This window comes from Vreelandella sp. L-25 (assembly GCF_056857535.1).
Genome location: NZ_JBSXNH010000091.1, coordinates 17,568 through 31,057 on the forward strand (window position 1 = coordinate 17,568; position 13,490 = coordinate 31,057).

Sequence of the window (13,490 nt, forward strand, 5' to 3'; positions counted from 1 at the left end):
CATTAAGCAGATAAAATGCTTGTTTAAAATTAACAAAAAACTTACTAATAAAATATTTTATCCCAAGCTTGATTACATTGTCATGTGTGTATTTTGCTAATTTCATCACTACTAATTTCGACATCACCATCAATTTCGAAATTAATTTTTTCAAAAAGCTCATTAATGTTAGAAAAGTTCAAACTATATACTGGCTTGCCAATTGACAACGCATACTCTATCTCCATTAAAACCCACGGAGATGAAAGTAAACCTTTAGCATTTACAGTATTATTAGTTTGCAGAAAAACTATAGACTTTGATTGTTCAATTCGTTTCTTTAACACCATCTTAGTGTAGTCACTTACTAAATCTCTCTTTAGAAAGTCATTATCACTTGTCCAATCACAATATACAGTCAGGCCATGATTATTAAGACACGACTTAACTTTTCGCACTAAGCTAGAGTCCTGATAACTATGCGAGATAAAAACATGGAATGACTTTTTATTCTGCACAGTGTTCGACTCTAGCCTCTGATACAAATCCTCTGGAGAAACATTAAATATGTCTCTTTCTGTGTTATAAGATTTGACTTTTCCTTTGAAATTCTTTCTCAAACTAACTAAAAAACCTAATTTTTGAAGATGTTCAAATGCCATTCTTCTAATTTGATTATTTTTTTCACTATCATTAAGCTTTTGGAAAAACTCTATCACTTTACCGCTATTGTATTTTTTCAGCTCATGAAAAATTTCTATTTTACCTTGGACTGTTATGCCTTTCTTATGATAAGCAGAAATAAAAGCATCAATATATAGTGGCTCCACGAGTTGCAAGTCTTTATTTGTAGATAACATTTTGCTTTCATGAGTACGTTTATTTTTATTTGCTTTATCTAACAATGCATGATAAGCCAACTGAGCACTTTTCTCGTTAAAACTTATCTCATGCTTCTTACGCTGACCATTTGAAATCATATGTTTAACTTTTGACAAGTTAAAGAAAAATACTTCAGGCTGATCATGATAGTACCTTTTCTTCTTGCCAACTTTAGCTAGAAATTTATCTTTACTATCATATTTTTCATATCGTTGAATCAATTCACTCCACATTATCGGAAACAACTCTTTAAACATCTTTAATAGTAAATACTTATCATACTCAGCAGGTAAAGCTTCTGAAATTAAGTTCAAAGGCCTAGTAAACGATTTTTTCAACCTCATTGTCTCGGATTGATATTTTCTTTTCACAACGCCTGCCATAATTGACCTACAGTGATTTCTTTAGTATGAGCTTGATTTACGGATACGGGTTGCTTTTTCAATCGCATTTGGAAGACGAAGAGCAATCCAAGCGTATTTATCTGTATTGGTAGCACTTACCGATGTGTCGCACATTTGCTTCAATTTCGATGACAAGAGACCAGAGACCAGAGACCAGAGACCAGAGACGACTTCAACCTGGATCAAAAAAACACTGGGCCTGACGTTACGACTATTAGGCAGGTAAGTAACGACTAAATAGCGTGGCGAAATCTACGTCTTCGAGCTCCCGCCCAGTAAAATAGCCTTTATCCCGAGCAAGATTAAGCGCTGCACCACCTGGTGCGGCAACTGGAAGAATGAAAGCCTCAGGATTGAGCCGCCTGAAAATGTCGTATTCAACTTCAACGCCATCCATCCCACCAATGAACACGGCTCCGATCAAATCTTCCCTAGAGAGCATCTGTTCTCGCATCAGTTGTAAGCTACCCTTGATGTCGCCAGGTACGGGATCGGTGTAAATTACGTTGTCAAACCGTTGATTTTCTTCCGGATAGTTACCCTCGAAAAAGCGGCTTTGATACAGGATCACTGAGTCTGTGTAGTCTGCCCTTAGATCTTCGCAGATGCTCCAAATCATAGGGGTAATTGCAGGATGGCCGCCCCACACAATCTTGTGTCGACGAACGGTAGCGATCGCCAGCTCGCGAACGGCACACTGGATAAGAAACGGGGCAGCGGTCTCATAGTATTTCCCTCGTCCAATCACGGGTATGCTTGCTGAAAGGAAAATCGCGCCCATTCCTATGCCCTCCAATCTGCAAATTGCCAGCCAGCTTCACAAGCCTTGACCCAGCGCGTCGCCGGAATGTGCTGGCCTAGCCAGTCAAGGTGACTCAACCACTGAGGATGTAGGCCTACATGATCATAGAGTATGGCTACGGATTCGTCAGGAGAGCTTATTGAAGCTTCGTGCATTGTCGTGGAGGTCGGCACACCTACCGTTGGGTAGACCACAACCATCCGATCATCGGGAAGGCGTACTCGAGTCCCTCGACCGGTGCCCATACCGATCACCTCACCACCTATAGCCTCAATTCCTATTCGTAGATTGCTCACTAGGTTAACGGTTCTCACTGCATGACTTTCGCTGCGGATTTCCTCAAGCTGGAGACAAATACGATCAATCGCGTGATCACTAATCCGTCCTGATGCAGCATCTAGCTCACTTGTATCAAGCTCAGCGAGGCTTGCAGTTGCCAAGCGAGCGGAGCACTGGGCTTCAGGCCACCCTACTCGAAGAACACTGATACCCTTGGCAAGCGCTCTTCCAAACTCTGCAGCAGTCCATCGACTGTTGAAATAGTCAGGCGTGTCGAGCATCAGCAACACATCAGAATCGCAAAGCCGATGCCACAGCATGGTCTGAAAATCTTCTGCCAGTGCGATGCTACGAGTATCTAGGAAAACGTCGAAATGCCTGGCAGAGAGCGCGTCGAACATCTGCAGCGCCGCCTGGCTAGCCTCGTCCCGTCGATAACTGACAAATACCCGACGTTGCTTCGGAAGCAAACCTGCACATTCCAAGAGCGCAGTGGCTACCCGTTTCGCCCCACCATTTGCGTACGACATACAATTCAATGGCCGAAGGATTTCGGGGACTTCCATTGCAACTCGACCTAGGTCAGGCACGACTGGGACAACAGGAACACCGCCTCTCAGCAAGCTTGGTAGACTGGGGTGATCTGCGTCTACACCGCCGAAAAATACAACAGCAGCCGATCTTCGCTGTTGAGGAGTGAAGTCAGCAGGAACTACCTCCCACCCGATCTCTTGGCCCAACCTCAAGCCAAACCCAGAAACCGCATCTGTTACAGCCGTTTCAAGCTCAGAGACTTGCTCAGCCGAAGGAGCACCCAAGATAGCAAGATGATAGATAAATGACATGAAAGCCTCGCTATCAGTTTCAATGAAACGTTAGTAACCAAACGGGCGCCGAGACACTATCTCTCGAGTGCCCGTGCATTCTCAGAACCGCTCCCACCGATCAACATGTTGGCCATCAAAGAATCTGGAGCGCACCTCAGCAAAGTGCTCTTTGCCAGCCTCATTGCCACGTTGCACCATTTCCTGTATGGCCTCGGCATCATCCATTTTGATTTCGACAGGGGTTTGCTGATTAACACGCACATGACGTGTCGGTCCTAGGAAACTTTCTGCTAGTGCCAAAGCACCATGCTCTTGGGCAGCGAAAAAGAGATCGACGCTGTGAGGTGCCCAACCTGCCTTGCCCTTTCCTAGCTGCTCAGTGAAGTCGCTTTCGCTACTGAGAGTGCCAATGCTCAGTACATCAATCCTGTCTAAAGGGATTTTCAAGTATCGAACCGCTTCCGCCAACGCCGGGAGGATGGGGTTATTGGCCCAGACACCTCCATCCAGAAACGTCTCCAACGCGATAGGCCCACCGAAGGTAGCTTCATCAAAATAGGTAGGTGCAGCGGAGGAAGCCAGTGCAGCATCGACGGCTGAAATACCTCGGTAAGCGGTTCGATCTGGGCTGTGCGGGGTGACGATCGCCTCTGCCTGACCTTGCTTGGCCCTAACAGTGGGAATCACCAAGCGGCAGCGGGAATCTGCTTCCAACGTTTTGTCCCCGTACACATCTGTCAGCAGTCCTCGAAGTGTGGCTGAATCATGCTTGGATTTGAGCCAGTGCCGCAGTTTCCGATCCTTCGGAAAAATCTGGGGACCCTTTTCCTCATAAAACTCAAGGATTTCATTTGGTTTCAAGCCCATGGCTAGGCCAATAGCCAAGATCGCGCCCGTGGATGTGCCTGCCACCAGGTCGAAGTGTGAAATAAGGTCGTTCCCACCACCAGCCTTCAGCATGTCGTCCCACTTGGCCAAGACTGCCGCGGTGAAGGTACCTCTGAGCCCTCCTCCATCAAGCGCCAAAATACGGAAGTTGCGGCCGCGCGATACGTTACGGCGAGTAAGCGGGAGGTTCTTCAGTTGGTCGACGATCAGCCCTATGACTTGGTCAACCGATGTACTGTTGGCAATGGTCGCATTCGCTTCGGGCGATAGCCCGTTACGCAGACGAGATAATAACGACGGGTCTTCCTTGAGATAACCTGCGATAGCCCCGCCAAAACCAGCGACGACAAATCCTGGCTTTCCGAGTTCAAGCATCGTATCCAGTTCATTGGGAACGCCTGCTTTTGCTTTATTAATGTTCCACCATGCACCACCGACGCAGATAATGGCGTCGGAACGATCAGCCATCCAATCACGCATTGGGGTCAGGCCTTCTGCGGCCGGACCATCGCTGCTATCTGCAGGCACAATCTCCACAGAAGCGAATACTCTCTGCTTTTCAATTTCAGCAGTGTATTGATCAGTTGAGTAGCGCTTAGCCCGCACTAAGGTAAGCGCCCCCTTGTTTCCACCCGCCTGGATGAAATCCTCTGCAGCTCTGCGTAGCGGTTCAGTGAACGAAGGATGACTCCCATGAACAATGGAGCCTCCTTCATTGAAAACTTTCGCTGCAAATTTCTGTACGAAATCAGTGATGTCTGCTTGTAATTCTTGGTTCGACCCGGACAGGTGAATCCTAACGCCGGCTAGGCGCTGAGTGACTGCCATGTGTAATACCTAGTGATATGAAATGTCGATTTCTGCAAGCTAGTACGCCTCGTTTCGTATTTCTAACGACTGGCTAAGGTAGCTGCGGTTTCGATCCAGCCAGCGATGTTTTCCCGGCCGTTTTGAGCCGTGAAGTCGTATCTCATGCAGTGTTTGGATAGCTTAACAACCGTGTTGCTGGCAGGGGCGTCAAACCACAAATCAGAGGCTGGGATGGCGGAGATGTAGTCCGAGTACTTCACCCATTTACCGCCCTCGAGCTCCGCGAAATAAATCTTGTCGTTGACGAGATAGACACCCACTTCAGCCAGTGGATCTGTGCCTTTCACTCCCAACTCCTTCGCGTTGTTTCTTAAGCCATGGATATCGACAGTGAGCAGCCCATTGCCCTTCAAGACGCTATGTACGATCTCATACCGTACCCACCTCCTGGCAGCGGTGTCCTGACCGGCAAGCACGCAAGTCACAGAGGTATTCTTTAGGCCATGACGAAGAAAGGTCTTGAGCGCTTCATCACTTTCTTTCTTTGATGCTTCGAACACACTGCCATCAAAGAAGCCATCTACCTCTTGATCCTCGCTGACGACCAGGCAGTTCCTGACATTCCAGGCGCGCCACACATCTTCCTGATAATGGAAGGAGAAAAATGTTTTTCGTGTCATCCCTTGCTCCAGTTCGTTGACAATCCTCATTCCTCACCCCGTAGCGACTGCAGTTCACCTTGGAATGTGCTGTCCGTGCACGTCATGTAATGCGAGCCTGTCAAAAGTTTAGGGGTTTATAAGCCGTCAAGGATACCCAAAGTAATCTTCGACAAAACCATTAGGATGCCTGAATGTGTTCAAATTGATGCTGTTTCTATATTTGCTTTAACACACTCACCAATCATCTCAATTTACTTTATTTTTAATAGCATTATCAATCCAACTTGAGATATTATTTGATATATCTTGATACGCATTCAAAGAATTAGGATCATAACAAGGTACAACGCTTGACATTAATCTACCATCATTAAACTTGATCAGATCAAACGGATTTTTTCCCTTTTTGCTAGTCCCATTTCTTGGACACCTGAGGTTATGAATATAAATGCCTAGTAAAGCTTTACCATCATTCCATGCCTTGATGATTTCGTGCTCTACCCACGGTCTTGAAGCGGTTTCGCTACCAATCAAAACAATAATACATCGTTTGTACTTCATATTTTGATTTATCCAATTTTCAACAGCTTGCTTACCTGTTCGCTTTAGTGTTTCCCATTCATTTGGAGTAGTAGGTGGATTACCCTCAATGCTACCAATATTACGTATTTGTTGGACTCTCATTACGTCATTGTCAAAATGGAAGCTATAAAAAACAGGAATTTTAGCCATTTTATTTCCTTTATAGATTTTCTACCCAAGTCCCAGAGTTTGTACCCGCATCAAACACAGCATAACCAGTCTTACCCGTCTGGTTATTACTTCCTTTATCTATTTTCTTATACAGCTGAAGATATTCGTTTCCATACCAAGTTCCATAATCATCTTCTGTTTGAACTATTAAGATCTTATCGTATCCTTTTGCTGAATCAGCAAAACCAATTTCCCAAGGACACCAGCGTGATTGAGTTGAATTGTCAGTTGCTAAAAACAAGAACCAGCCTGTAGACAATATTTTTGCCTTAATTTTGTTTGCAGTTTCCTTGTTGGGAGTGCTCGGCATTTCGCTATCTTCCCAGTCAATGTACAAGTCCCATCCATTTTCTTTCATTAGAACTTGAAGGCCTTTAGCTAGCTCGCGGTCTTTGTGGCTGTGGCATAAAAAGGCCGTTTGCTGTTTTTTAGCTAAAGCTTCGGTGAGCGATTTAGCTACAACAACACTTCCCGAGCGACTAGATGCTGATCGTAAGTCGCGTATATTAATGGCCATTGCTACTCCTATAATTCATACTGATCGAACATCTAGCATGCATTAACTTAAGCAATTCACTGGCAATCAATTGAAAATCAGCTTTATGCACAGCCTTTCGTGCGTGTGGAATATGAGAAAACGCACACGTTGCCTTTGCTAGCATGTCTGCTCAGGGTCGAAAAGCGTCATTTGTTTACATCTCCATAAAACGCCACCCTACTCGCAATAGCCTCCACACCCTCAACCGGCTCCTCATAACTCCAAGCAACATCTCGACTTTCACCCAGCGAAAAATACACCGTATGCCCTTTAAACGGGCAGTAAGTGGTCGTTTCCGAAGTGGTAAGTAAGTCCATCCGCACGTCTTCACGTGGGAAGTAGTGGCGTGGTGGGTAGCCGTGTTCGCGGAGTTCCAGCGTATTGGTGGAGTCGGCTAGCAGAATGCCATCCACCCGCACTTGCATGCGCTGCTTGCTTGGGTGAAGCGTTATGCGGGCATTCTGCATCGTGTTGTCCCTGCGGCGTTATTCGCTCTAATACTTTGAGCCTAGCAGCAAACATGGGTTAAGCCTACCTCGAAAGCTTAGTTTTTAGTCGATCATGGATGCTTTGGGAGGAAGGTGAGCCATCACTTCCACGCTACCGCTGCACGCTGGAATGGTCGCGGGCTGAAGCCGCCTCCCACGGGGATGGTTCACCTCTGGGGGGATTGGTCGCGGGCTGAAGCCACCTCCCACGGGGCGGGTTCACCTTTGGGAGAGTGGTCGCGGGCTGAAGCCACCTCCCACGGTGGCTAGGTGAAGGCGGTTTGCTGGAAGCTTGCCCGCGCGGTTACAGACGCATGCCACGCGGCAAGCTGGGGGTGCGCTTCTTTCCAGCGTATCTCTGGCAGCCGGAAGGCGAGGTATTCCAGCGCGACGGCGATGGCGATGTCGCCCAGGTGGATCGATGCGACCGTGGGCTTGCCGCTCAGCTCGCTATTCAGTTGCTCCAACAGCCGCTGCATGGCCCTTGCCCGGCGTTGGCCCAGCTCGCTCTGGTCGATCTCGGGGCCATAGTGTTTGCGGGCAATCACGGTGGTGAATGCGGCATCCATGAGGTTTTGGCCCAGGCCTGCCAAGTGCAACACGTCACTCAACGGGGTGGGCAGCATGGGCGGGGTGGGCTTTACGTTGTCCAGGCTATCCAGGTACATGGCTATCAGCATGGATTCGCTGAGCGTGGTGCCCTTCTCCGTTACCAGTGCGGGGATGCGCCCGGCGGGGTTGGCCTTTAGAAGGTCGGCGTCGTCGGCCCAGGGGTCGCACCACTTGAGCGTCACGGCGTTCATCAGGCCTTTTTCCAGTAACACGATGCGCACCAGCCGCGCATAGGGGGATGTTGCGTTCAGGTAGAGTTCCATGGTTGCCTCCCTTTGTCTGAATAGTGCTTGTTAGGTTATTGGGCAGAAGGATGTGTGCGGCGCTGCTGTACGCCTCGGCTCATCAGTACCAGCAACAAGCCAAGGGCAAGCGCCATGCCGCTGATGGTGAAGAGCGGCGTGTAGCTGCCCCACATGCCAAACAGCGCCGACATGGCATAGCCTGCCCCTGCCTGGGCGGCGGCGAAAGCGGCCGTGGCTCGCCCCCAGAGCTGCTTGTGGGCGGTGGGCCCGACCAGCTCGGCCAGGCGGCCAGAGGTAAGGGCCACGATGCCGGGAATCATCGCCCCCACCATGAACGAGGAAACCGACTGGCTGAGCAGGGCAAGCGAGAACACCGGGAGCATGACGGCAGCGGCCTTGGCCGTAAAGGCGATCATCAAGCCCCCTTGCCACCCCACGCGCTGGGCCAGCGCCCCCACCATTAACGGCCCGCACAGGGCACCCAGCCCGAAGATTCCCCATTGCAGGGAAGCGGCTTGATGGCCTAGGGCATGCTCCCTGGCGAGGTAGTCCACCCAAAACACGGTGTGGGGCACGAACCCCACCGCATCCAGCGCGTAAGCGCCGATGACCAGCACCACCACCCACTTTACCCCCGCATACCCAATGGGGCTATGACCCACCGGGCTTGCCGCCTGGCTTGCCACTTGGCGTGGGGGCAAGCGCGTGACTCCCCAGTCGCACGACAGGCCAGCCGCCAAACAGAGCAGCCCCAGCGCACCCCAGGTTAGCGAGAGGCTTACCCCGAGCAGTGACGGCACCACGAGGGCGGAAAGCAGCGCTCCAAACCCGATACCGGTAAACACCAGGGCACCGACACGGGTTCGCCTTTCCGGGGGCGTGGCCGCCAGCGCCAGCGAGGGACCCACGACCATCAAGATCCCCCCGCCTACCCCCGAGACCAGCCGCCAGAAGAAGAACCAGTGAAAGCCACCCGCCCCCGCGCAAAGCAGGAAGCTGAGCCCGATACCCGCAAAGCTTGCCGCCAACACCCAGCGCGGCGCAAAACGCTCGCTCAGCGAGTGGGCGGCAAGCGCGCCGATAAAATACCCCAACAGGTTGGCCGCCCCCAGGTAAGCACCCTGGCTTGCGGTAAACCAACCTTGCTGAATGATCGCAGGCAATAGCGGCGTATAGGCAAAGCGAGCAATCCCTATCGCCGCCAGGGTCGCCATGATGCCGGTCATTAACGCGGGCAGATCGTCGGTAGTGAGTGTTCGCTTAATCACGCCAGTTCCTGGTGGTGTCGCCTGGATGGGCAGTTGGGCAAGCGCCATGGTGCTAAAGGCGGCCTGGCGGCTAGCATGGTCGCGGGCTAAAGCCACCTCCCGCAAGGCGGACTGACTCCCAGAGGCAAGGTCAGTTTCAGGCTAATAGTGATAGCGGCATGAAATGACCGTGATGGCATGTTGATCGACGGCGTAAACAAGCCGATTGGTGTCCTCGATGCGTCGAGACCAGAAGCCCGCCAGATTTTCTTTCAAGGGCTCTGGCTTACCGATTCCCTCAAAGGGAGAGCGCTTTACATCGTTGATCAGCTTGTTGATGCGCTTGAGGGTTTTCTTATCCTGACCTTGCCAATAGACGTAGTCGTTCCAGGCCTCATCTGTCCAGCACAATAGCCGTTGGCTACTCATCCATTAACTCGCGTGCGCTTGTTTGGCCAGCCCGATATTGCGCTATTGAGCGGTTAAGGTGTTCAGCATTATTAGGTGAACGAAGCAGGTGCACTGTTTCCATTAGGCTATTGTAATAATCCAGCGACATCACAACAGCATCTTCAGCATCCCTGCGCGTGATCACGGTGGTATCCGCATCATTAACGACGCCATCCAGCACGGCTTTTAAGCCATTCCTCGCTTCTGTAAAAGACACAATTTTCATACACGCCTCACATGTACTATTTAGGGTACAAGTCTAGCCGTTGCTCGCAAACCTGTACAGCTAATAAGACAGAACGACTGCTTCAGGCCTTTTTCACAAACTGTGCGGTCACCATCATGTCGCCTGCGCCGTCTACTTTGCAGTCTAGCTGGTGGTCTTTGCCCTCTTTTAGCCGTTTGATGACGGCTTTGGTGCCGATCTTGAGCACTTGGGAGCTGCCTTTGACCTTGAGGTCTTTGATCAGCGTAACCTTGTCGCCTTCGGCGAGCGGCGTGCCGTGGGCATCTGCCACGTTCACAGCCTCTTCGGCGGCGGCTTCTTCAGGGTTCCATTCGTGGGCGCATTCGGGGCAGATGAACAGGCGTTGATCCTGATAAACGAATTCCGACTGGCAGCGGGGGCATGGCGGACAAGGCATAAGCAGTGGCTTCTATAGTCAATGAGCGGGTGATGATACTCAGCCAGGGCGGCCTTGGCGACTGCTCTACGCGTTTCATTAACGGCCGTGCACTGCAATCGCCGTTGGACGTAACCGGGCCTCGGCTCCTAGACTGAAGCTTCGTTTCTCTTGAGATACCCGACCTATGCGCGTTTTTCTAATCCGGTCGGTGCCGGTTCACTCTGGTTTGATAACCTGGTCACGGCGGATGGTGTGCCGGTGGCTTACGACCCCCAGGCACGGGCGTTTATTCCCATGCCGCCCTTCTGTGCCAATCATGAAGTGATTGGCTGTAACTGGATTGCCCCCAAGCAGGGCGAGTTCTGCCGCGCCTGCGCGATGACCGCCCTCCTGGCCCCAGACCCTTCCATTTCCGATGCGATACCCAACTGGGCGCAAACCGAGGCGGCCAAGCGCTGGGTGATTGATAACCTGGGCCGCTGGCACTGGTTTCGCCCGGAAGACCCCGGCGCGCCGCCGGTGTTTCATATGCTGGCGGAAGGCGACACCCCGGTGCCCATGGGGCATGTGGGCGGCGTGGTGACGATTAGCGTGGCGGAAGCCGATGCCGTGCTGCGCACCACCCGCAAAGAGGCGTTAGATGAGCCTTATCGCACCATGATTGGCCATATGCGCCATGAAATTGCTCATATGCTGTGGTGGCGGCTTAGCCTGCGGGAAGATTTTCTGGATGCCTTCCGCGAGGCATTTGGCGATGAGCGGGAGGATTACCCAGCGGCGCTGCAGCGCCACTACCAAAACGGGCCGCCTGCGGATTGGCAAACGCGGTTTCTCTCCACCTACGCGTCTTCCCACCCCCACGAGGATTGGGCAGAAACTACTTCGCACCTGCTGCACTTAACCGATATCACCGATAGCTTTGTGTCGTCAGGCATGTCCTCGCCCGTGCTACCGGATGACCACAATTGGGATGCCTACGCTGAGCCGGATTCAGAGCGGCTGATTCATATTGCGGCATCGTTGGTGGCGGGGGTCAACCATGTGAACCGTTCGATGGGGCTGTCAGATCTTTACCCATTTGTGCTTTCCGAAGTGGCGCTGCGTAAGCTGGCGTTTGTTCATGACTGGCTGCGGCGTGGGGCGCAAGGGCTGTAAGCCAGCCCTGTGCGCTTCGCTTGATGCGGTTTAGTGAAGGCCTAGCGCCTCAATCACCGCTGCCACCTGTTGGCGAGCTTCTCCTTGCAGGGTGTTCAGCGGCTGGGGCAAGCAAGGGGCGCTAACGCGGCCGGTGAGTTCGGCAATCGTCGCCGCTACCCGCAGGCTGCCGCCATAGTCGTGATACAGCGCCCATAGTGGTGCTAAGGCGTCTGAGCGGGCTTGAGCCTGTTCGGCGTCGCTCGCTTGGGCGGGGCGTGTTAGCGCCAGCGCTAGTTCTGGGTACAGCCCCCCAATTACCGAATACCACGCCTCGCAGCCTGCCAGCAGGCCCGTCGCGGCGGCGGGATCGCCGCTGATGCCGATAGTCACATCATCAGGAATCAGCGCCCGCAGCCGCGCCACGCGGGCTTTGGCGTCTTCTAGGTTGTTGGGCACTGGCGGAATTTTAATCGAGCGCACCTGGGGCAAATCGGCGATGCGCCCGTGCAGCTCGTCGCTGAACGTAAAGTGCGTGGTGCCGGGGTTATCGTACACGCATAGCGGCACGCTGATGGCACGGCTGACGGTGCTGAACAGGTTAAACACGTCGTCATCGGTCAGCTTTTGGTACGACACAGGCGCTAAGAGCAGCCCGCTCGCCCCGGCCTGCTGTGCATACTCGGCATTGGCCAACACATCGCGGGTGCGCAGCGCACCAATGCCCACCACCACCGGCACCCCCGCCGCACTCTCCACACTCAGCCTGGCCACCCGCGCCCGCTCTTCCAAGCTTAAATAAGCGTAGCTGCCGGTAGAACCCAGCACGCCGATGGAATCCACCTGCGCTTGGGCCAAACGGGCCACGAGCTGGGTAAACTCCTGCTCGTTAATGCCCTGCTCATTCATGGGGGTTAGCGGAAACGTACTTAGGCCGGTAAACATGGGGGTGTCCTTTTTGGGTGACTGCGTAGAAGCAACACAGTGCTGATTTAGGCGTTATAGTCCGCCCGCGAGGTCCACCATAGTGCCGGTGGCAAACGATGACTTGTCGCTGGCTAGCCAAAAAATGGCGTCGGCCACTTCAGAAGGCTGGCCGCCCCGCTGCATAGGGATACGTGACTTTAAGCGATCCACTCGCTCAGGCTCGCCGCCCAAGGCGTGCATCTCGGTGTAAATCAGGCCGGGGCGTACCGCATTCACGCGGATGCCTTCGGCAGCCACTTCCAGGGCCAACCCCCGAGTTAATGTATCCACGGCCCCCTTCGAGGCGGCGTAATCCACGTACTCGTTGGGAGAGCCGCTTTTGGCTGCCATCGAGGAAACATTGACGATACTACCGCCGATGCCACCCTGGTGCGTCGACATGCGTCGTACCGCCTCCTTGCAGCATAGAAAACAACTGATGACGTTTTTCTGTAGTACGTCGTTAAAGCGCTCCACCGAGATATCCATCATGCGCGCTTGGGTGTTGAGAATAGCGGCATTGTTGACCAGCACCGTTAGCGTGCCCAGCTCCTGATCTACCCTGCTGAATAGCTTGGCAACATCACTGGCCTTCGACACATCGGCTTTTACCGCGATACAGCGAACGCCCAAGTTAAGGATATCGCTGCGAACGCGCTCTGCCGCCGCGTCGTTTGCAACATAGTTAAGGCACACATTGTACCCGTGCTGCGCGAACAGCTTGGCTGTCTCGGCACCAATGCCTCGGCTTCCGCCCGTTATAACGACGACTTTGGGGTTTGCCACGCGCCCTCCTTGTTTGCGAACGTTGGTTGGCCTACCGGTTGATGCACCGCCTAGTGTGAATATACACCTGACACGCAGTTGAGCAATTATGTACAAGCATCTGCGGCGCAAG

At 52.3% G+C, this 13,490-nt stretch carries 17 protein-coding genes; 2 read left to right on the forward strand and 15 right to left on the reverse strand.

Going from position 1 to position 13,490, the window contains the following annotated elements; all coding sequences use genetic code 11:
- Positions 1 to 80: 80 nt before the first annotated feature.
- From AC13CN_RS16190 to AC13CN_RS16225, 8 genes are all read right to left on the reverse strand, one after another.
- Positions 81 to 1,244 carry a toll/interleukin-1 receptor domain-containing protein gene (locus AC13CN_RS16190; RefSeq protein WP_062372680.1) on the reverse strand — a complete coding sequence of 388 codons (1,164 nt, stop codon included), beginning with the start codon at positions 1,242 to 1,244 and terminating at the stop codon, positions 81 to 83.
- A 235-nt stretch (positions 1,245 to 1,479) separates the two neighbouring features.
- Positions 1,480 to 2,046, reverse strand: a complete 567-nt coding sequence (locus tag AC13CN_RS16195) for an SLOG domain-containing protein (RefSeq protein ID WP_062372677.1) — start codon at positions 2,044 to 2,046, stop codon at positions 1,480 to 1,482.
- A 2-nt stretch (positions 2,047 to 2,048) separates the two neighbouring features.
- On the reverse strand, positions 2,049 to 3,191 hold the full coding sequence (locus AC13CN_RS16200; protein ID WP_062372674.1) for a toll/interleukin-1 receptor domain-containing protein: 1,143 nt from the start codon (positions 3,189 to 3,191) through the stop codon (positions 2,049 to 2,051).
- 81 nt (positions 3,192 to 3,272) lie between these two features.
- The gene (locus tag AC13CN_RS16205) at positions 3,273 to 4,889 is read right to left on the reverse strand and encodes a CBASS cGAMP-activated phospholipase (protein WP_062372672.1); all 1,617 of its coding nucleotides are present in this window, start codon (positions 4,887 to 4,889) and stop codon (positions 3,273 to 3,275) included.
- 62 nt (positions 4,890 to 4,951) lie between these two features.
- Positions 4,952 to 5,581, reverse strand: a complete 630-nt coding sequence (locus tag AC13CN_RS16210) for a TIR domain-containing protein (RefSeq protein WP_253556932.1) — start codon at positions 5,579 to 5,581, stop codon at positions 4,952 to 4,954.
- Positions 5,582 to 5,779: 198 nt separating this feature from the next.
- Positions 5,780 to 6,265 (reverse strand): TIR domain-containing protein, encoded by a 486-nt coding sequence (locus tag AC13CN_RS16215; RefSeq protein WP_084812730.1) that lies wholly within the window; start codon positions 6,263 to 6,265, stop codon positions 5,780 to 5,782.
- A gap of 10 nt (positions 6,266 to 6,275) precedes the next feature.
- Positions 6,276 to 6,803 (reverse strand): toll/interleukin-1 receptor domain-containing protein, encoded by a 528-nt coding sequence (locus AC13CN_RS16220; RefSeq protein WP_062372669.1) that lies wholly within the window; start codon positions 6,801 to 6,803, stop codon positions 6,276 to 6,278.
- A gap of 167 nt (positions 6,804 to 6,970) precedes the next feature.
- Entirely contained in the window at positions 6,971 to 7,291 is a 321-nt protein-coding gene (locus AC13CN_RS16225) for a DUF427 domain-containing protein (RefSeq protein ID WP_062372666.1), read from the reverse strand.
- A gap of 114 nt (positions 7,292 to 7,405) precedes the next feature.
- Here AC13CN_RS16225 and AC13CN_RS16230 point away from each other — a divergent pair, with 114 nt between their 5' ends.
- Positions 7,406 to 7,582 (forward strand): hypothetical protein, encoded by a 177-nt coding sequence (locus AC13CN_RS16230; RefSeq protein WP_253556933.1) that lies wholly within the window; start codon positions 7,406 to 7,408, stop codon positions 7,580 to 7,582.
- On the opposite strand, the gene AC13CN_RS16235 is transcribed toward AC13CN_RS16230, so the two are convergent.
- The 5 genes from AC13CN_RS16235 to AC13CN_RS16255 form a co-directional block, all read right to left on the reverse strand.
- Positions 7,579 to 8,187, reverse strand: coding sequence for a glutathione S-transferase family protein (locus AC13CN_RS16235; RefSeq protein ID WP_253556934.1), 609 nt, complete (start codon positions 8,185 to 8,187; stop codon positions 7,579 to 7,581). The genes AC13CN_RS16230 and AC13CN_RS16235 overlap by 4 nt on opposite strands.
- 35 nt (positions 8,188 to 8,222) lie before the next feature.
- Positions 8,223 to 9,395, reverse strand: coding sequence for a YbfB/YjiJ family MFS transporter (locus tag AC13CN_RS16240; RefSeq protein ID WP_084354568.1), 1,173 nt, complete (start codon positions 9,393 to 9,395; stop codon positions 8,223 to 8,225).
- 183 nt (positions 9,396 to 9,578) lie between these two features.
- Complete coding sequence (locus tag AC13CN_RS16245) at positions 9,579 to 9,845, reverse strand: Txe/YoeB family addiction module toxin (RefSeq protein ID WP_062360220.1); 267 nt, start codon at positions 9,843 to 9,845, stop codon at positions 9,579 to 9,581.
- A complete protein-coding gene (locus AC13CN_RS16250) occupies positions 9,838 to 10,092 on the reverse strand; it encodes a type II toxin-antitoxin system Phd/YefM family antitoxin (protein WP_062360219.1) in 255 nt (84 codons plus the stop codon). Before AC13CN_RS16250 ends, AC13CN_RS16245 begins: the two co-directional genes overlap by 8 nt.
- An 82-nt stretch (positions 10,093 to 10,174) precedes the next feature.
- The gene (locus AC13CN_RS16255) at positions 10,175 to 10,510 is read right to left on the reverse strand and encodes a zinc ribbon domain-containing protein YjdM (protein WP_062360218.1); all 336 of its coding nucleotides are present in this window, start codon (positions 10,508 to 10,510) and stop codon (positions 10,175 to 10,177) included.
- A 150-nt stretch (positions 10,511 to 10,660) separates the two neighbouring features.
- On the opposite strand from AC13CN_RS16255, the gene AC13CN_RS16260 reads away from it, so the two are divergent.
- Positions 10,661 to 11,647: a zinc-binding metallopeptidase family protein gene (locus tag AC13CN_RS16260; RefSeq protein WP_483053276.1), complete on the forward strand. Its 987-nt coding sequence runs from the start codon at positions 10,661 to 10,663 to the stop codon at positions 11,645 to 11,647.
- A 30-nt stretch (positions 11,648 to 11,677) separates the two neighbouring features.
- On the opposite strand, the gene AC13CN_RS16265 is transcribed toward AC13CN_RS16260, so the two are convergent.
- Entirely contained in the window at positions 11,678 to 12,571 is an 894-nt protein-coding gene (locus AC13CN_RS16265; RefSeq protein ID WP_253556935.1) for a dihydrodipicolinate synthase family protein, read from the reverse strand.
- A gap of 54 nt (positions 12,572 to 12,625) precedes the next feature.
- A complete protein-coding gene (locus AC13CN_RS16270; protein ID WP_074210280.1) occupies positions 12,626 to 13,378 on the reverse strand; it encodes an SDR family oxidoreductase in 753 nt (250 codons plus the stop codon).
- Positions 13,379 to 13,490 lie beyond the last annotated feature (112 nt).